The sequence below is a fragment of the Saccharopolyspora griseoalba genome (genome assembly GCF_042665275.1).
Lineage (GTDB): Bacteria > Actinomycetota > Actinomycetes > Mycobacteriales > Pseudonocardiaceae > Saccharopolyspora > Saccharopolyspora griseoalba.
Map to the genome: position 1 here is coordinate 161323 of NZ_JBHTCJ010000011.1, position 17933 is coordinate 179255.

General features: G+C 72.9%; 16 protein-coding genes. 14 read left to right on the forward strand and 2 right to left on the reverse strand.

Annotation, left to right across the window (positions count from 1 at the left end; translation table 11 throughout):
- The first annotated feature begins 5 nt into the window (after positions 1-5).
- The 4 genes from rpoZ to ACFQRI_RS20440 all read left to right on the forward strand — a co-directional run bounded on the left by rpoZ (position 6) and on the right by ACFQRI_RS20440 (position 3554).
- Complete coding sequence (rpoZ, locus tag ACFQRI_RS20425) at positions 6-299, forward strand: DNA-directed RNA polymerase subunit omega (RefSeq protein WP_380671006.1); 294 nt, start codon at positions 6-8, stop codon at positions 297-299.
- Entirely contained in the window at positions 296-1540 is a 1245-nt protein-coding gene (gene coaBC, locus ACFQRI_RS20430; RefSeq protein WP_380671009.1) for a bifunctional phosphopantothenoylcysteine decarboxylase/phosphopantothenate--cysteine ligase CoaBC, read from the forward strand. Before rpoZ ends, coaBC begins: the two co-directional genes overlap by 4 nt.
- Positions 1541-1586: 46 nt before the next feature.
- The gene (metK, locus tag ACFQRI_RS20435) at positions 1587-2783 is read left to right on the forward strand and encodes a methionine adenosyltransferase (RefSeq protein WP_380671011.1); all 1197 of its coding nucleotides are present in this window, start codon (positions 1587-1589) and stop codon (positions 2781-2783) included.
- Between the two features lie 75 nt (positions 2784-2858).
- Entirely contained in the window at positions 2859-3554 is a 696-nt protein-coding gene (locus ACFQRI_RS20440) for a YwaF family protein (RefSeq protein ID WP_380671013.1), read from the forward strand.
- On the opposite strand, the gene ACFQRI_RS20445 is transcribed toward ACFQRI_RS20440, so the two are convergent.
- Positions 3539-3994, reverse strand: coding sequence for a tRNA (cytidine(34)-2'-O)-methyltransferase (locus ACFQRI_RS20445; protein ID WP_380671015.1), 456 nt, complete (start codon positions 3992-3994; stop codon positions 3539-3541). The two genes, ACFQRI_RS20440 and ACFQRI_RS20445, sit on opposite strands and share 16 nt — an antisense overlap.
- A 114-nt stretch (positions 3995-4108) precedes the next feature.
- Between ACFQRI_RS20445 and ACFQRI_RS20450 the strand changes: the two genes are divergently transcribed.
- Positions 4109-6133, forward strand: a complete 2025-nt coding sequence (locus ACFQRI_RS20450) for a primosomal protein N' (RefSeq protein WP_380671017.1) — start codon at positions 4109-4111, stop codon at positions 6131-6133.
- A gap of 13 nt (positions 6134-6146) precedes the next feature.
- Here the strand turns inward: ACFQRI_RS20450 and ACFQRI_RS20455 are convergent, their stop codons facing one another.
- Positions 6147-7169, reverse strand: coding sequence for a polysaccharide deacetylase family protein (locus tag ACFQRI_RS20455; protein ID WP_380671019.1), 1023 nt, complete (start codon positions 7167-7169; stop codon positions 6147-6149).
- Positions 7170-7451: 282 nt separating this feature from the next.
- On the opposite strand from ACFQRI_RS20455, the gene ACFQRI_RS20460 reads away from it, so the two are divergent.
- The 9 genes from ACFQRI_RS20460 to ribD all read left to right on the forward strand — a co-directional run bounded on the left by ACFQRI_RS20460 (position 7452) and on the right by ribD (position 17914).
- On the forward strand, positions 7452-8915 hold the full coding sequence (locus ACFQRI_RS20460) for a putative glycoside hydrolase (RefSeq protein WP_380671021.1): 1464 nt from the start codon (positions 7452-7454) through the stop codon (positions 8913-8915).
- 237 nt (positions 8916-9152) lie between these two features.
- Positions 9153-10943, forward strand: coding sequence for a gamma-glutamyltransferase (gene ggt, locus ACFQRI_RS20465; protein WP_380671023.1), 1791 nt, complete (start codon positions 9153-9155; stop codon positions 10941-10943).
- A 97-nt stretch (positions 10944-11040) separates the two neighbouring features.
- Positions 11041-11586: a peptide deformylase gene (gene def, locus ACFQRI_RS20470; protein WP_380671025.1), complete on the forward strand. Its 546-nt coding sequence runs from the start codon at positions 11041-11043 to the stop codon at positions 11584-11586.
- Positions 11586-12509: a methionyl-tRNA formyltransferase gene (fmt, locus tag ACFQRI_RS20475; RefSeq protein WP_380671027.1), complete on the forward strand. Its 924-nt coding sequence runs from the start codon at positions 11586-11588 to the stop codon at positions 12507-12509. Before def ends, fmt begins: the two co-directional genes overlap by 1 nt.
- Entirely contained in the window at positions 12506-13915 is a 1410-nt protein-coding gene (locus ACFQRI_RS20480) for an RsmB/NOP family class I SAM-dependent RNA methyltransferase (protein ID WP_380671029.1), read from the forward strand. Before fmt ends, ACFQRI_RS20480 begins: the two co-directional genes overlap by 4 nt.
- 174 nt (positions 13916-14089) lie before the next feature.
- Positions 14090-14482: an OsmC family protein gene (locus ACFQRI_RS20485; RefSeq protein WP_380671031.1), complete on the forward strand. Its 393-nt coding sequence runs from the start codon at positions 14090-14092 to the stop codon at positions 14480-14482.
- A 141-nt stretch (positions 14483-14623) separates the two neighbouring features.
- Entirely contained in the window at positions 14624-16009 is a 1386-nt protein-coding gene (locus tag ACFQRI_RS20490; RefSeq protein ID WP_380671033.1) for an amino acid permease, read from the forward strand.
- A gap of 194 nt (positions 16010-16203) precedes the next feature.
- Positions 16204-16884, forward strand: coding sequence for a ribulose-phosphate 3-epimerase (gene rpe / locus ACFQRI_RS20495; RefSeq protein ID WP_380671106.1), 681 nt, complete (start codon positions 16204-16206; stop codon positions 16882-16884).
- Positions 16885-16891: 7 nt separating this feature from the next.
- On the forward strand, positions 16892-17914 hold the full coding sequence (gene ribD, locus ACFQRI_RS20500; protein ID WP_380671035.1) for a bifunctional diaminohydroxyphosphoribosylaminopyrimidine deaminase/5-amino-6-(5-phosphoribosylamino)uracil reductase RibD: 1023 nt from the start codon (positions 16892-16894) through the stop codon (positions 17912-17914).
- Positions 17915-17933 lie beyond the last annotated feature (19 nt).

Consider the following 17933-nt stretch of genomic DNA (forward strand, 5'->3'; position numbering starts at 1 on the left):
CAACTGTGAGCACCCCCAGCGCTCTGGCTGCGCTCAACAGCAGCCCGTCGACCGACACCGTCGAGGGCATCACCCACCCGCCGATCGACGACCTGCTCGAGCAGGTCAGCTCGAAGTACGCCCTGGTGGTCTACTCGGCCAAGCGCGCCCGCCAGATCAACGACTACTACGCGCAGCTCGGCGAGGGCCTGCTCGAGTACGTCGGCCCGCTGGTCGAGCCGGGTCCGCGGGAGAAGCCGCTGTCGATCGCGCTGCGCGAGATCCACGCCGGCGTGCTCGAGCACACCGAAGGCGAGTGACGCAGGGTTCGACCGAGGACCGCCCGCGGGTGGTCCTCGGCGTCAGCGGTGGCGTCGCCGCCTACAAGGCGTGCGAGGTGCTGCGCCGGCTGACCGAGACCGGCCACCGCGTCCGGGTGGTGCCCACCGAGGCCGCGCTGCGGTTCGTCGGGGCGGCGACCTTCGAGGCGCTGTCCGGCCAGCCGGTCGAGACCGGCGTGTTCTCCGACGTGCACGAGGTGCCGCACGTGCGGCTCGGCCAGGAGGCCGACCTGGTGCTCGTCGCGCCCGCCACCGCTGACCTCGTGGCCCGCGCGGCCAACGGGCAGGCCGACGACCTGCTCACCTCCACGCTGCTGACCGCGCGGTGCCCGGTCCTGATGGTCCCGGCGATGCACACCGAGATGTGGGAGCACCCGGCGACCCAGCGCAACGTGGCCGCGCTGCGCTCCGACGGCGTCGTGGTCGCCGAGCCCGACAGCGGGCGGCTGACCGGCGCCGACACCGGCAAGGGGCGGCTGCCCGACCCCGCTGAGATCGTCGACCTGGCGCGCCTGCTGCTGACCTCCCGCGACGCCCTGCCGCGCGACTTGGACGGCCGCCGCGTGGTGATCTCCGCGGGTGGCACTCGCGAGCCGCTGGACCCGGTGCGCTACCTGGGCAACCGGTCGTCCGGCAGGCAGGGCTACGCGCTCGCGCGGGTGGCCGCGCACCGGGGTGCCGAGGTCACCTTGGTCGCCGGGCACACCGCGGAGCTGGTCACGCCCGCCGGGGTCCGGTTGATCCGCACCGGCACCGCCGAGGAGATGCGCTCGGTCATGCTGGCCGAGGCCGACGGCGCCGATGCGGTGGTGATGGCCGCGGCCGTGGCCGACTTCAAGGTCGCCGAGCAGGCCGGTCACAAGATCAAGAAATCGGACGCCGAGCCCGACCCGGTCCGGCTGGCCAAGAACCCGGACATCCTCGCCGAGCTGGTCGAGTCGCGCGCCGCCGGGGAGCTCTCCGCCTCGCTGATCGCCGGGTTCGCGGCCGAGACCGGTGACCCGTCGTCCTCGCCGCTGGAGTACGGCCGGGCCAAGCTCGCCCGCAAGGGCTGCGAGCTGCTGGTGGTCAACGCGGTGGGCGACGGTCGCGCGTTCGAGGTCGAGGACAACGCGGGCTGGCTGCTCGGCGACGACGGGACCGAGGCCACCATCCCGCACGGCTCCAAGTCCCTGCTGGCGTCCACTCTGTGGGATGCTGTGAAGCGGCGGCTGGGCTGACAGTAGGGTTGGCCAGCGGAAAGCCGCCTTATGTTCGAGGAGTGTCGTGAGCCAGCAGCGGTTGTTCACCAGTGAGTCGGTGACCGAGGGCCACCCCGACAAGATCTGTGACGCGATCAGTGATTCGATCCTGGACTCGTTGCTCGAGCAGGACCCCCGCTCGCGCGTCGCCGTCGAGACCCTGGTGACCACCGGCCAGGTGCACGTCGCCGGTGAGGTCACCACCGAGGCCTACGCCGACATCCCCACCATCGTGCGGGACAAGATCCTCGAGATCGGCTACGACTCCTCGGCGAAGGGCTTCGACGGCAACTCCTGCGGGGTGAGCGTGTCGATCGGCTCCCAGTCGCCCGACATCGCCCAGGGCGTGGACACCGCCCACGAGTCGCGGGTCGAGGGCGTCATCGACGAGATCGCCAAGCAGGGCGCCGGTGACCAGGGCCTGATGTTCGGCTACGCCTGCGACGACACGCCCGAGCTGATGCCGCTGCCGATCGCGCTGGCCCACCGCCTGTCCCGCAGGCTGACCAAGGTCCGCAACGACGGCGTGCTGCCCTACCTGCGGCCCGACGGCAAGACGCAGGTCACCATCGAGTACGACGGCGACAAGCCGGTGCGGCTGGACACCGTGGTGCTGTCCACCCAGCACGCCGCCGACATCGACCTCGACGCGATGCTGTCGGTCGACGTCCAGGACAAGATCGTCGACCCCGAGGTCTCCGCGCTCGACCTGGACACCTCCGCGACGCGGCTGCTGATCAACCCGACCGGCCGCTTCGTCGTGGGTGGCCCGATGGGCGACGCCGGTCTGACCGGACGCAAGATCATCGTCGACACCTACGGCGGCATGGCCCGCCACGGCGGTGGCGCCTTCTCGGGCAAGGACCCGTCGAAGGTGGACCGCTCGGCGGCCTACGCGACTCGCTGGGTGGCCAAGAACGTGGTGGCCGCGGGCCTGGCCAAGAGGGTCGAGGTGCAGGTCGCCTACGCGATCGGCAAGGCCGCCCCGGTCGGCCTGTTCGTGGAGACCTTCGGCACCGAGACCGCCGACCCGGAGCGCATCCAGGCCGCGATCAACGAGGTCTTCGACCTGCGCCCCGCGGCGATCATCCGCGACCTGGACCTGCTGCGTCCGATCTACGCCGGAACCGCGGCCTACGGCCACTTCGGCCGTCCGGACCTGGACCTGCCGTGGGAGAGCACCGACCGCGCGGAGGCCCTCAAGGCGGCCGCAGGCGCCTGAGCCCGCGACTTCAGGGGTGCCCCGGCCGGTGGTCGGGGTGCCCCTCTTCGCGCGGATGCCGCTTACCCTGGGGCGATGGAGCCGGTTGACCGGTTCGTGCCCTACGGGCCGTCGCACTGGGCGCTGATGGCGCTGATCGTGGGCGGCTCGGTGGTGCTGGCCGTGCTCGGCCGCCGCCTGGGCGCGGCGAGCACCGACCGGTGGTGCCGGGCGTTCGCGCTGGTCGTGCTCGGGTTCAACCTGCCGCTGCTCGCCTACCGGCTCACCCCCGGGCAGTGGGAGATCACCCACTCCCTGCCGCTGCACCTGTGCGACCTGGCCTGGGCGGTCGCTGCCTGGGCGCTGTGGACGCGCGGCCGCTCGCCGCACGCCCTGCTGTACTTCTGGGGCCTGACGCTGACCCCGCAGGCGATGATCACCCCCGCGCTGGACTCGCCGGACTTCCCGCACCTGGACTTCGTCGAGTTCTGGGGGCAGCACCTGCTGGTGATCTGGAGCGCCGCCTTCCTGACCTGGGGAGTCGGCCTGCGGCCGGACTGGCGCGGCTACCGGCTGGCGGTCGCGGTGACCGTGCTGTGGGGCCTGGCGATGCTGGCGTTCAACGCGCGCTTCGGCACCAACTACGGGTTCGTGAGCAGCAAGCCGGACAACCCCTCGCTGCTGGACCTGATGGGCGGCTGGCCCTGGTACCTGGCCGTCGAGCTGGTGGTGGGCATGTCCGCCTGGGCGCTGCTGACCTGGCCGTGGACCCGCCGTCAGGGCAGCGCGTAGCCCTGCTGGCGCCAGGCCTCGTAGACCGCGACCGCGGCCGAGTTGGCCAGGTTCATCGAGCGGATGCCCGGCAGCATCGGGATCCGCACGTGCAGCTGCGCCTCGGCGAGCACGTCCTCGGGCAGCCCGACCGACTCCGGGCCGAACAGCAGCACGTCACCCGGCCGGTATTCCACGTCGGCGAACGAGCGCTCGGTGTTCGCGGTGAACGCGATGATCCGCTCCGGCCCGATCGCCTCCCACGCCGAGGGCAGGTCCGGGTGGACGTGCAGGGCAGCGCGGTCGTGGTAGTCCAGCCCGGCGCGCCGCAGCTTCGAATCCTCCACCGAGAACCCCAGCGGCTCGATCAGGTGCAGCGCGGCACCCGACCCCGCCGCCATCCGGATCGCGTTGCCCGCGTTCCCCGGGATCTCTGGTCGGAAGAAGACGACGTGGAACACCGGAAAATTTTTTCACACCGCCGGTGCGTCGAGATCCGGGGCCGGATCGGCCGACGCGCCGGTCCGCGTTGGCTGGGCGCCGGCGGACCGCGCGAGGCGTGGTAGAGAAGGGGCATGGCAGGTGCACAGCCCCGGAAGAAGAAGGGTGAGCAGAGCGACACGGCCGCCGCGGCGAATCTGCCGATCGCGCGGGTGCTCGTGGACGTGGCGCTGCCGGTGCACCTGGACCGGCCCTTCGACTACAAGATCCCCGAACGCCTCGACGCCGATGCGGTGCCCGGTTGCCGGGTGCGGGTGCGCTTCCGCGGCAAGCTCGTCGACGGGTATCTGCTGGAGCGGCGCGAGACCACCGACTACCAGGGCAATCTCGCCTGGGTGGAGCGCGTGCCCTCGCCCGAGCCGGTGCTCACGCCGGAGCTGCTGACGCAAGCCCGCGCGGTGGCCGCGCGCTACGGCGGGATGCTCGCCGACGTGGTTCGGCTGGCCATCCCTCCCCGGCACGCGCGCGCGGAGAAGTCGGCGCCGACCGAGCCGGGGCCGCCCCCGCAGCGGCCCGACGCCGAGGGGTGGCAGCGATACCAGCACGCGCGGTCCTTCCTCGACGCCGTGCACGCGGGGCGGTCCGCGCGGGCGGTGTGGCAGGCGCTGCCAGGCGAGGACTGGCCGATGCGGCTGGCCGAGGCCGCGGCCACCACCGCGGCTGCCGGGCGCGGAGCGCTCCTCGTGGTGCCCGACCACCGCGACCTGCAGCGGTTGGAGGACGCCTGCCGGTTGCTGGTGGGCGATTCCGTGGTCGCGCTGGCCGCCGACACCGCTCCGGAGAAGCGCTACAAGCGCTGGCTCGCCGCGCTGCGCGGGGCCGCGCGGGTGGTCATCGGGACCCGGGCGGCGATGTTCGCGCCGGTGCGCGACCTGGGGCTGGCGGTGGTCTGGGACGACGGCGACGACCTGCACAGCTATCCGAACACGCCCTACCCGCACACCCGCGACGTGCTCACCCAGCGCGCGCACACCACCGGTGCGGCGCTGGTCGTCGGCGGGTTCGCGCGCACGGCCGAAGCCGCGCTGCTGGTCGAATCGGGTTGGGCGCACGAGCTCGTCGCGCATCGCACCCAGGTCCGCGAGGCCGCGCCCCGGGTGACCGCGATCGGCGAGGACGACACCCAGATCGCCCGCGATCCGGCCGCGCGCGCCGCGCGGCTGCCCTCGGTGGGCTTCGAGGCCGCGCGCGCGGCGCTGAAGGCGGGCGCGCCGGTTCTCGTGCAGGTCCCGCGCCGCGGCTACGTGCCCGCGCTGGCCTGCGGGGACTGCCGCGAGCGGGCGCGGTGCCGGCGCTGCGCCGGACCGCTGTCGCTGCCCGGCGGTACCGAGGCGGGCGCGCCGAAACCCGCCGCGTGCAAGTGGTGCGGGGCCACCGAGGCCGCGTTCAAGTGCCCGGAGTGCGGCTCGCGGCGGCTGCGCGCCATCAGCGTCGGCGCCGGGCGCACCGCCGAGGAGATGGGGCGGGCCTTCAGCGGCGTTCCGGTGCGCACCTCGGGGGCGGGCGAAGTGCTGGCCAGCGTTCCGGGGACGCCCTCGCTGGTGGTGTGCACGCCCGGCGCCGAGCCGGTGGCCGAAGGCGGTTACGGGGCGGCGCTGCTGCTCGACGGGCGCACCCTGCTCGGACGGCCCGAGCTGCGCGCCGCCGAGCAGGCGCTGCGCAAGTGGTTCCACGCGGCGGCGCTGGTGCGGCCGGCGCGCGAGGGCGGGCGCGTGGTCGTGATGGCCGAGTCCTCGCTGCAGCCGGTGCAGGCGCTGGTGCGGTGGGATCCGGCCTGGTTCGCCTCGATGGAGCTGGCCGAGCGGGCCGAGCTCGGTTTTCCGCCCGCCCGGCGGGTCGCGGCCGTGGACGGCACGCCGGAGGCGATCGAGGCGTTGTTGGATTCGGCCGACCTGCCCTCGACCGCGGAGGTGCTGGGGCCGGTGCCGCTCGGGGAGGTCGACGAGGACGGCAACTCCGAGCGGGAGCGGTTGATCGTTCGGGTGGACCGCTCGGAGGGGCGTGCGCTGGCGGATTCGCTGCACGCCGCTCAAGCCGTCCGCGCCGCCCGCAAGGCCACCGAGCTCCAGGTCCGCCTGGACCCGTTGGAGATGCTGTAGGCGCCCGCCCGGCTCAGTAGCGGACGAGGTCGGGCAGGTCGGGGGCCGGTTCGGCGGTCGCCGAGCGCGGGGCCGAGATCTTGGCCGGGTCCCCGTCGGAGGTGTAGCGGGTCCCCGGGTTGGCCGCGAGCTCGTCCAGCCACTTCGTCGAGCCGTAGTCGGCGCCTTCGCCGGTGGGGCCTTGGGAGCGGATGCGCGGGACCGCCGTCGGGTCGAAGTCCGCGGTGAACGGCGACGGCGCCGGGTTGGAGCCCACCAGCATCACGCTGGAGTGGTGGTAGGTGGTCCCGTCGGCCGAGCCGTCGGCGGCGAGCGCCTCGTCGTCGGGGTGCGCGCCCAGCGGCAGCGCGAGCGAGTCGACCGGCACGCCCGGCAGCGCCTCGTTGATGATCCGCTGCATGCCCGCGATCTCGCGCTGGACCTCGGTGGCCGACTCGCCGCCCAGGTTCGGGTGGTCGACCGTGTGGTTACCGATCTCGAATCCGCGTTCGTGCAACCAGGTGAGGGTGTGACGCCCGCCCGGCTCCTCGAAGGGCGGGTCGAACACGTAGAGCGTTGCGGTGGGCCGGAAATCCGGGTGCTTCCGGGCGACGGAGAGCAGGATCCCGATCGCGGTGTTCGGGGCCGGTTCGCCCGCTGGGTCCAAAGTGAACTGAGACGCGGAACCGTCGTCGAAGGTGAGCACCACGGGGTGCTTGCCGGCCGGGATGTCGATCTTCCCGGTGGCGTACTCGGTGGCGGTCACCGGCACGTAGCCCTCGTCGGCGAGCCGCTCCAGCTCGGCGCGGAACTCCTCGGGCGTGCGGTCGTAAACGCTGGTCGGAGCGGGTGTGATCCGGTGGTACATCAGAACCGGGACGTCCCCGAGCTCGTTGGCGCCGACCTCGGCCGGATCCGGTGGCGGGGGCGGTGGAGCGGGCTTCGGCGGTGGCGGCGGGCCGGGCGGCTCGCCGGGGGTGGCCGGTGCGCTGCACGCGGCGGCGGCCAGCAGTCCGGCGAGGGCTGCGGCGCGAATCACGGCTCTGGAAAGCAGCATCGGAACCAACGGTATAGATCCAGCCACGGCGACGGGATACTCCAACTGGCCAATTGATCTAGCCCGAACCGGCTGCGAAGGTGGTGTTCCGGACGTGCTGAGCGCTCCGGATGCACTTGTCCAGCAACGAAATTCGTGCACCGCGCGGGTTCGCCTTAAGTCGGGGAGGCGAAAGCGATGTCGGATGCCGCAGCAGCGCGCTCTCGCATCACGGCCAAATCCGTCGCGATCGGAGCGGGTACTGCTCTGGTCCTGGTCCTCGGTTTCCTAGCGTTACGATTCATGTCCACAGAGGACGTTCATGTCACCGGGGTGGCGCAACCGGTCACCCCGAATGCCGAGATCGGTGTGCGGGGGGTGAGCGACGCGACGATCACCCTGGACGGCAAGGAGGTCGAACCGCGCAAGGCGCCGGGCGGCCTGCGCATCACCGCGATCGGGCTCGGCGAAGGCCAGCACGAGCTGACCGTCGAGACGCCGCGCACCCCGTCCTGGCTCGGTTCAGACTCCACCACCCGGAAGTTCACAGTGGACTCCACGCCGCCGCGACTGCAGGTCGCGGACTCGCTCCGCCCGGAGTCGCCGAACCAGCCGGTCGACGTGAGCGGTTCCGCCGAGGGCGCCGAGTCGGTGCGGGTCGCGGGCGAGGAGGTCGAAACCGGGCGCGACGGGGCGTTCCGGGTTCGCGTCGACCGGCCCGAGCGCGAGGTGCGCGTGGTGGCCACCGACGCGGCGGGCAACCGCGCCGAGAAGGTCATGACCGTGCACACCAAGCACCCGGGGATGCGCGCGGTGCACATGACCGGGCTGGCCTGGACCAGCGACGCGCTGCGCGAACCGGTGCTGGAGATGGCCCGGCAGGGCAAGATCGACACGGTCGAGCTCGACCTCAAGGACGAGAGCGGCGAGGTCGTCTACGACTCCCAGGTGCCGATGGCCAACCGGATCGGCGCGGTGAAGAACTACTACGACGCCCGCGAGGCCCTCGACCAGCTGCACTCCATGGGCGTGCGGGTGGTCGGCAGGCTGGTGGCGTTCAAGGACCCGATCCTGGGCAAGGCGTCCTGGGAGAGCGGGCACCCCGAGCGCGTCATCCAGGACGCGAGCGGCCAGCCCTGGCAGGGCGGTTACGGCTCGTACGCGTTCACCAACTTCGCCGACCCGGTGGTGCGCCAGTACAACGTCGACATCGCCACCGAGGCCGCGCGCCTGGGCTTCGACGACATCCTCTACGACTACGTGCGCCGTCCGGACGGGCACATCGAGCAGATGCGCATCCCGAACCTTCGGGGCACCCCGGAGCAGGGGATCGCCGGGTTCCTCAAGGAGACCCAGGCGGCGGTGCGCTCCAGCGGAGCGCTGCTGGGCGCGTCGGTGTTCGGCATCGCCGTGGACCGGCCGACCGAGATCGCCCAGGACATCCCGCAGATGGCCAAGTACGTCGACTACATCGCGCCGATGGTCTACCCCTCGCACTGGGCGCAGGGCGAGTTCGGCGTGCCGGACCCGAACTCGCAGCCCTTCGACATCGTGCAGCGCTCGCTGGCGGCGTTCGGCCAGCAGGTCGAGGGCACCGACGTGCAGATCATCCCGTGGCTGCAGGACTTCAGCCTCGGCGTGGGATACGGTGCTGCCGAGGTCCGGGCGCAGATCGACGCGGCGGCCAGCAACGGCATGAACTCGTTCCTGCTCTGGGCGCCCAACTGCCGCTACCACGAGGCCGCGCTGGTTCCCGGCGCCGGCTGATCCGAAGCTCCCGCGGGTCTTCTGCGGTACCCGCGGGCCCGGTGGGGCCGGGAGGTTCGTCTCGTCGGGGGAGACGAACCACCCGGCCCCGCCCTCCGACGGCCCCGCCCGGCGAACCCACCGCGAAGAGCCGGGGAAGCGGGGTCCGGGCCGAAGAATGGCCGGATGGCCAATTGCGGCCAGGTGCGCGGGTGGGCAGAGTGAAGCGCATCGGTGATCTTCCGGAGGTGAGCGGCAGTGGCGCGCAGGTTTCGGGTCGGTGTGGGGCTTCTCGCCGCGCTGGGGCTGCTGGGCCCGCTGGCGCCCGCCGCGTCCGGTGCGGAGCCACCCGCGAAGGAGCCCGTGGCCGTGGGGTACGGCGGGGCGGTTTCCAGCGTTGATCCGGACGCCACCCGGATCGGGCTCGACGTGCTCCGGCGCGGCGGCACCGCGACCGACGCGGCCGTGGCGACCGCGGCCGCGCTCGGGGTGACCGAGCCGTACTCCGCGGGGATCGGCGGCGGTGGCTTCTTCGTGCACTACGACGCCGCGAGCGGGGAGGTCGAGACCATCGACGGCCGCGAGACCGCGCCGAAGGCCGCCGGCGAGGATCTCCTCCTGGACGAGAACGGCGATCCGCTGCCCTTCGACGAGGCGGTCACCAGCGGGCTCGGTGTCGGGGTCCCCGGGACGCCGGCCACCTGGCAGCGGGCCCTGGACCGCTGGGGCCACAAGTCCCTCGCCGACGTGCTCGAACCCGCCGAGGAGCTCGCCCGCGAGGGCTTCGTGGTCGACCAGACCTTCCACGACCAGACCGCCGACAACGCGGAGCGCTTCGCCGACTTCCCGGCCACCCGCGAGCTGTTCCTGCCGGGCGGCAAGCCACCCGAGGTCGGCAGCGTGCTGCGCAACCCCGATCTCGCCGACACCTACCGCGCGATGGCGCGCCGGGGAACCGACGAGATCTACCGCGGTGCCACCGCCGGGGACATCGCGCGCACCGTCACCGACCCGCCGGTCGACCCGGCCGCCGAGCGCGACGTCCGCCCCGGTGAGATGACCACCGGGGACCTCGCCGACTACCGCGCGCTGGACCTCGAACCCACCCACGTCGGCTACCGCGGCTACGACGTCTACGGCCAGGCGCCGGCGTCCTCCGGCGGCACCACCGTCGGCGAGGCGCTCAACATCCTCGAACGCACCGACCTCGCCGCCGCGGATGAAGCCGCCTACCTGCACCGCTACCTGGAGTCCTCGAAGATCGCCTTCGCCGACCGCAACCGCTGGGTCGGCGACCCCGCCTTCTCCGAGGTGCCCACCGCGGAGCTCACCGGCGACGAGTTCGCCGCCTCCCGCGAGTGCCTCATCCGCGACGACGCCGTGCTGCCCACCCCGGTCGCAGCAGGCGATCCGCACGCCCCGCAGGACTGCACCCCGCGCACCAGCGGTGCCCGCGAGCCCTACGAGGGCCCGAACACCACGCACCTGACCACCGCCGACGCCTACGGGAACGTGGTGTCCTACACGCTGACCATCGAGCAGACCGGCGGCAGCGGGATGGTGGTGCCCGGTCGGGGCTTCCTGCTCAACAACGAGCTCACCGACTTCTCGTTCACCCCGAACACGCCCGGCGAGCCGGACCCGAACCTGCCCGGGCCGGGCAAGCGCCCGCGCTCCTCGATGAGCCCCACCATCGTGCTGCGCGACGGCAAGCCCTTCGTGGCCGTGGGCAGCCCCGGTGGTTCCACGATCATCACCACCGCGCTGCAGGTGCTCACGGGACGCGTCGACCGCGGCATGACCCTGGCGCAAGCCATCGCCGAACCGCGCGCCTCGCAGCGCAACGGCGAGGAGACCGACGCCGAACCGGGGTTCCTCGCCCAGCCGGAGGCCGACGAGCTGAAGCGGCTGGGCCACCGGTTCGGCACCGCGTCCGAGATCGGCGCGGCCACCGGTGTCGAACTGCTGCCTGACGGGCGCTGGGTGGCCGCCGCCGAGCCGGAGCGGCGCGGCGGCGGATCGGCTGGGGTGGTGGTGCCCACCCCCTGACCGCCGGTGCCCCTGACCGCCGGTGCGGCGACCTGGCCGGGCTGACCTCTAGACTCGTCGGGTCGCCCCGCAGCAGTCGACATCCCAGGGAGCACACGTGACCGTCCAGCCGATCAGACTCTTCGGCGACCCAGTACTGCGCACCAAGGCCGACGAGGTGGTCGACTTCGACAAGGAGCTGCGCACCCTCGTCCAGGACCTCTGGGACACCATGGAGGACCAGGGCGGCGCCGGTCTGGCCGCGCCGCAGCTGGGCGTGGGCCTGCGGGTGTTCACCTACCACTGCGACGGCTTCGCCGGGCACATCGTCAACCCGACCTGGACCCGGGTCGGCGGCGAGGACCAGCTCGGGCCCGAGGGCTGCCTGTCCATCCCTGGGCTGTCCTGGGACTGCTTGCGCTCGCAGCACGTGGTGGCCACGGGCTGGAACGTGCACGGCGAGCCCATCGAGGTCGAGGGCACCGATCTGCTGGCCCGCTGCATCCAGCACGAGACCGACCACCTCGACGGCGTGCTGTTCGTCGACCGCCTCGACGAGGAGACGCGCAAGGCCGCGATGCGCGAGATCCGCGCCGCCGAGTGGTTCGACGGAGCGGCCCCGGTGATCAAGCAGAACCCGCACCCGCTGTTCGGGGGCCGCTGATGCGCGTGGTCTTCGCAGGCACGCCCGCCCCCGCGGTGCCCGCGCTGCAGGCGCTGATCGACTCCGAGCGGCACGAGGTCGCGGCCGTGGTCACCCGGCCGGACGCACCGGCCGGACGCGGGCGCAAGCTGGTGCGCTCTCCCGTCGGTGCGCTCGCCGACGAGCACGGCATCGAGGTGCTCACCCCGGCCAAGGCCTCCGACCCGGAGTTCCTGGCGCGGCTGGCCGAGATCGGGCCCGACTGCTGCCCGGTGGTGGCCTACGGCGCGCTGCTCCGCGAGCAGGCGCTGGCCATCCCCGAGCACGGCTGGATCAACCTGCACTTCTCGCTGCTGCCCGCCTGGCGCGGGGCCGCCCCGGTGCAGTCCGCGATCCGGCACGGCGACGAGATCACCGGCGCCTCCACCTTCCGCATCGTTCCCGAGCTCGACGCCGGGCCGGTCTTCGGCGTGGTCACCGAGGAGATCCGGGGCACCGACACCGCCGGCGAGCTGCTCGACCGGCTCTCGGCGTCCGGGGCGCAGCTGATGGTGGCCACCCTCGACGGCATCGAGGACGGCGCGGTGGTCGCCCAGGAGCAGCCCGCCGAGGGCGTCAGCTACGCGCCGAAGGTCACCGTCGAGGACGCCAAGGTCGACTTCACCGCGCCCGCGGTGGGCGTGGACCGGCTGATCCGCTCGGTCAGCCCGGACCCGGGCGCTTGGGCGCTCCTGGGGGAGGAGCGGTTCAAGCTCGGCCCGGTGAGCATCACCGACGAGCAGCTGCCGGCCGGCGAGATCGAGGTCCAGAAGAAGCGCGTGCTGGTCGGCACCGGCACCACCGCCGTCGCGCTGGGCGAGGTGCAGGCGGCGGGCAAGAAGCGCATGCGCGCCACCGACTGGGCTCGCGGCACCCACATCGAGCGAGGAGAAGCACTCAAGTGAACGATCGCCGCCGGCGGCCGAACCGCCCGCCGAAGGCCCGTCCGCCGCAACGCAAGTCCACCCCGCGCCCGGTCGACGTCGACCCGGTGCGGCTGGTCGCGGTGGAAACGCTGCGCGCCGTTCGCGAGCGCGACGCCTACGCCAACCTCGCCCTGCCGCCGCTGCTCAAGCAGCGCCGGATCAGCGGTCGCGACGCCGGTCTGGCCACCGAGCTGACCTACGGCGCCTGCCGCGCGCGGGGGCTGCTGGACGCGGTGATCGACGAGTGCAGCAACCGGCCGCTGTCCGAACTGGACCCGAAGCTGCTCGACGCGCTGCGCGTCGGGGCCTATCAGCTGCTGCGCACCCGCATCCCCGCGCACGCCGCGGTGACGTCGACTGTGGACATCGTCCGCTTCGAGAACGGTTCCAAGGTGTCCGGTTTCGCCAACGCCGTGATGCGGCGGGTGGCCGAGCTGGACGAGGCCGAGTGGGTCGACAAGGTCGCTCCGGACCGCTCGAAGGACCCCGTCGGCTACCTGGCGATGAAGCACGCGCACCCGCGCTGGATCGCGCAGGCCTTCGCCGACGCGCTCGGGCTCGACGAGCTGGAGGACGCCCTGGCCGCCGACGACGCGCGGCCCGCGGTGCACCTCACCGCGCGCCCGGGGGAGATCAGCTCCGACGAGCTCGCGGCGATCACCGGGGGAGACCCGGCGCCGTACTCGCCCTACGGCGTGCGCCTGGAGGCCGGTGCGGGCGACCCCGGGGACCTGGAGCCGGTGCAGGAGGGCTTCGCCTCGGTGCAGGACGAGGGCAGCCAGCTGGTCAGCCTCGCGCTGACCCGTCCGGCGGTGGAGGGCTCCGACCTGCGCTGGCTGGACCTGTGCGCCGGCCCGGGCGGCAAGGCCGCCCTGCTGGGTTCGCTGGTGACCCTCGACGGCGGGACGCTCGACGCGGTCGAGCAGGCCAAGCACCGCGCCGAGCTCGTCCGCAAGGCCACCGAAGGGCTGTCGGTCGAGGTGCACGTCGGAGACGGGCGCGAGCCCGGCCTGGAGCCCGGTTTCGACCGGGTGCTGGTCGACGCGCCGTGCACCGGTCTCGGCGCGCTGCGGCGCAGGCCCGAGGCCCGCTGGCGGCGCGGCCCGGAGGACGTCGGCGACCTGACCCGGCTGCAGCGCGAGCTGCTGACCTCGGCGATCGGGCTGACCCGTCCCGGCGGCGTGGTCGCCTACGTGGTGTGCTCGCCGCACCTGCCGGAGACCGAGGGCGTGGTCGCCGACGTCGTCCGGCGCACCGGCGTCACCCAGCTCGACGCGCGCGAGCACTTCCCGGACGTCCCGGACCTGGGCGACGGGCCGGGCGTCCAGCTCTGGCCGCACCGCCACGGCACCGACGCCATGTACTGCGCCCTGCTGCGGGTCTGAGCTCGCGGACGGGTTCCCCTTTTTCATCGAGAGGCTCGGGTGGGCCCGTGGACTTCTGATGAAGGAAGGATCCCAGGGTGCGTCTCCACTCGGGGCGCCTCGGATGGTTGGGTGAAGTGGGACGTTCTACATCGTTGATGTTGGGTGGTTGTGATGTCGGGTACTCCGGTTGAGGTGACGCGGTCCGGCGAGCACCGGTTCGTGGCGACCAACGAGCGCGGGGCTTCGGTGGAGATCGGCCGCGACGGTGCCGAGGGCGCGTTCACCCCGGGTGAGCTGCTGCTGGCCGCGGTTGCCGGGTGCTCCGCGGTGACCAGCGAGAACCTGCTGATCCGGCGGCTCGGCGAGGACGCCCCGCTGACCGTGCGGGCCGACCGGACGAAGACCCCGGAGGACAAGCACAAGTTCGCGGCGATCCAGGCGGCGTTCGACGTCGACCTCTCGGCCGTCCCCGAGGACGATCGCGACAAGCTCGTCGACGCCGTCGAGCGCGCCATCGCCAAGTACTGCACCGTCTCCCGCTCCGTGGAGGAGTCCACGCCGATCGAGCTCACGCTGCCCCGGTGAGCACCTCGCGGCTCGGCCGGGAGCCGCGCACCCCTCGGGACAAGCGCTTTCCGGCCGAACTGCGAACCGGCTCCCGAGGAGGACTTCCGCCGTCGTAGGGTGCTCGGGTTCCGGGTCGAGTGCTAGCGGGAGGAGACCCCAGTGGTGCAGGAGGAGCTCGCGCCGGTGGAGTCCGGGTTGCGGCGTGCGCTGTCCGGACGTCAGGTCGGCATGATCGCCATCGGCGGTGCGATCGGGACCGGGCTGTTCCTCGGTTCCGGACTGGCGATCTCGATCGCCGGGCCCGCGGTGATCATCGCCTACGCGGTGGCCGCGCTCGCCGCGCTGGCCCTGGCGTTCGCCCTGGCCGAGATGATGGTGGTGCACCCCGAGGCCGGTGGCTTCGGCGCGGTGATCCGCGAGTACCTCGGCGGGCTGCCCGGCTTCGTCTCCCGCTGGATCTACTGGGCCGCGCAGGTGGTCAACATCGGCAGCGAGGTCATCGCAGCCGGGCTCTACCTGCAGTTCTGGTACCCGCAAGTCCCGCTGTGGGCGCCCGTGCTGGGCTTCTCGGTGGTGATGCTGGCGGTCAACCTCGCCGCGGTGCGCTTCTTCGGCGAGTTCGAGTACTGGTTCGCCATGATCAAGGTCGTCACCATCGTGGTGTTCATCGGCCTGGGCGTGGTCTACATGATCTTCGGCCTGCCCGGGCGTGACCCGGCCGGCGTCGGCGCGCTGACCGAGCACGGCGGCTTCCTGCCCAACGGCCTCGGCGCGGTGTGGCTGGCGCTGACCGTGGTCACCTTCTCCTACCTGGGCACCGAGGCGGTCTCGCTGACCGCGGCCGAGTCGAAGAACCCGGGCCGCGACGTGCCGCGCGCCGCGCGCAACACCGTGCTGCGGCTGGCGCTGTTCTACGTGCTGGGCATGCTGGTGATCGTCTCGATCCTGCCGTGGAACCAGGTCTCCGGCTCCGAGGCGGTCACCGCGAGCCCGTTCGTGCGGCTGTTCAGCCTGGTCGGCATCCCCGCCGCGGCCGGGATCATGAACTTCGTGGTGCTCACCGCGGCGCTGTCGGCGATGAACACGAACCTGTACCTGACCGCTCGGATGACCCACTCGCTGGCCGTCGACGGGCTGGCGCCGAGGTTCTTCGCCGGGCTCAGCGCCAACGGCGTGCCGCGCCGCGCGCTGGGCCTGTCGGCGGTGGGGCTGGCGCTGGCCGCCGCGATCGCCTACTTCGCCGAGGAGACGGCGTTCCCGATCCTCATCGGGCTGGCCCTGTTCGGCGCGCTGGTCGTGTGGATGCTGATCTTCGCGGCGCAGATCGCCTTCCGCCGCCGCCGCGCGGCCGAGGGCCTGCCGCCCTCGCCGGTGCGGCTGCCCGGCGCCCCGGTGACCACGGTGCTCGCCCTGCTGTTCATCGCCGCGGTGCTGCTCACCACGCCGTTCACCGAGCAGTTCAACACCGCCTGGAAGGCGGGCGTGCCGTTCCTGCTGATCCTCTGCGGGGCCTACTTCGCCATCCACCGCCGCAAGCGCGCGTGAGGCCCCGCGGCGGCGGAGCCGGGGCGGGGCGGGCGGGTGGCTCGCGCTTGACCGAGCAAGTGGGGCGGGAGTGGGCGTGCCCTGCGCGAACGGGTCGCCGCGGGCGTCTCACGCCGGTGGGGGCTTGACGAGGAGGCCTGGGGCGTCGACGCGCGCCCGCGGGATTTAGACTCCCGCATGTGTCGAACCAGCCGATGATCGCGCCCTCCATCCTGTCCGCCGACTTCGCCCGGCTCGCCGACGAGATCAACGCCGTCGGCGGTGAGCCCGGCAAGCGGGCCGACTGGTTGCACGTCGACGTGATGGACGCGCACTTCGTGCCGAACCTGACCCTCGGCCTGCCCGTCGTGGAGTCGATCCTCAAGACCACCGAGATCCCGATCGACTGCCACCTGATGATCGAGAACCCGGACCGCTGGGCCATCGGCTACGCCGAGGCCGGCGCGCACAACGTCACGGTGCACGCCGAGGCCGCCGCCGATCCGATCGCCATCGCCAAGGACCTGCGCGCCGCCGGGGCCAAGGCCGGCCTGTCGATCAAGCCGGGCACCGACCTCGACGACTACCTCGAGGTGCTCAAGCACTACGACACCCTGCTGGTCATGTCGGTCGAGCCCGGCTTCGGCGGCCAGAAGTTCATGTCCGAGGTGCTGCCCAAGGCCCGCAAGGCCCGCGAGCTCGTCGACACCGGGCACCTCAAGCTCCTGGTCGAGATCGACGGCGGCATCAACGCCGACACCATCGAGCAGGCCGCCGAGTCCGGCGTGGACTGCTTCGTGGCCGGCTCGGCCGTCTACAACGCCGAGGACCCGGCCAAGGCCGTGCAGGCGCTGCGCGACCAGGCGGCTCCGGCCTTCAACGCCGCGCACGGCTGATCGCGCCATGGCCGCCGACGTCGTGGATCGGGCGATGCGCGCGGCCATCGCGGCCGGCGAGGACGTGCGCGGCACGACCAGCCCCAACCCGCCGGTGGGCTGCGTCGTGCTCGACGCCGAGGGCCGCGTCGTCGGGGTGGGCGCCACGCAGCCGCCGGGCGGACCGCACGCCGAGGTGGTGGCGCTGCGCGAGGCGGGGGAGCGCGCCCGCGGGGGGACCGCGGTGGTCACCCTGGAGCCCTGCGCGCACACCGGCCGCACGCCCGCGTGCGCGCAGGCGCTGAGCGAGGCGGGGATCGCCGAGGTGGTGCACGCGGTCTCCGATCCCAACCCGCAAGCGGCGGGCGGCGCCGACGAGCTGCGCGCCCGGGGCGTGGCGGTTCGCGGCGGCCTGCTGGCCGAGGAGGTCGAAAAGGGTGCGCTGCGCGCGTGGTTGCACTTCGTCCACACCGGACGTCCGCATGTAACCTGGAAGTACGCGGCCACATTGGACGGTCGTTCGGCGGCCGCCGACGGCACCAGCAAGTGGATCAGCTCGGCGGCCTCGCGCGCCGAGGTGCACCGCGTGCGGGCCGCGATGGACGCCATCGTCGTCGGGACGGGCACGGTGCTCGTCGACGACGCGCAGCTGACCGCCCGCGATCCGGACGGGAACCTGCGCGCGAAGCAGCCGCTGCGGGTGGTGGTGGGCGATCGCGAGCTGCCCGCGACGGCGCGGGTGCTCGACGACGCCGCCGAGACGCTCCGGCTGCCCGGTGGCGACCCGGACGCGGTCCTGCGGTCGCTGGCCGAGCGGGGCGCCGTCGACGTGCTGCTCGAAGGCGGCCCCACCCTGGCCGGGGCCTTCTGGGCGGCAGGCCGGGTCGACCGGGTGCTGGCCTACGTCGCGCCGGTGCTGCTGGGCTCCGGTCCGGCCGCGCTCGGCGACGCGGGCGTGGGAAGCATCTCGCAGGCGTGGCGGTTGTGGATCGAAGATACGACGATGAGTGGCCCGGACCTGCGCATCAGCGCGGTCCCGCGTGACCGGTGAGACGCCGGCAGCGCCCGGC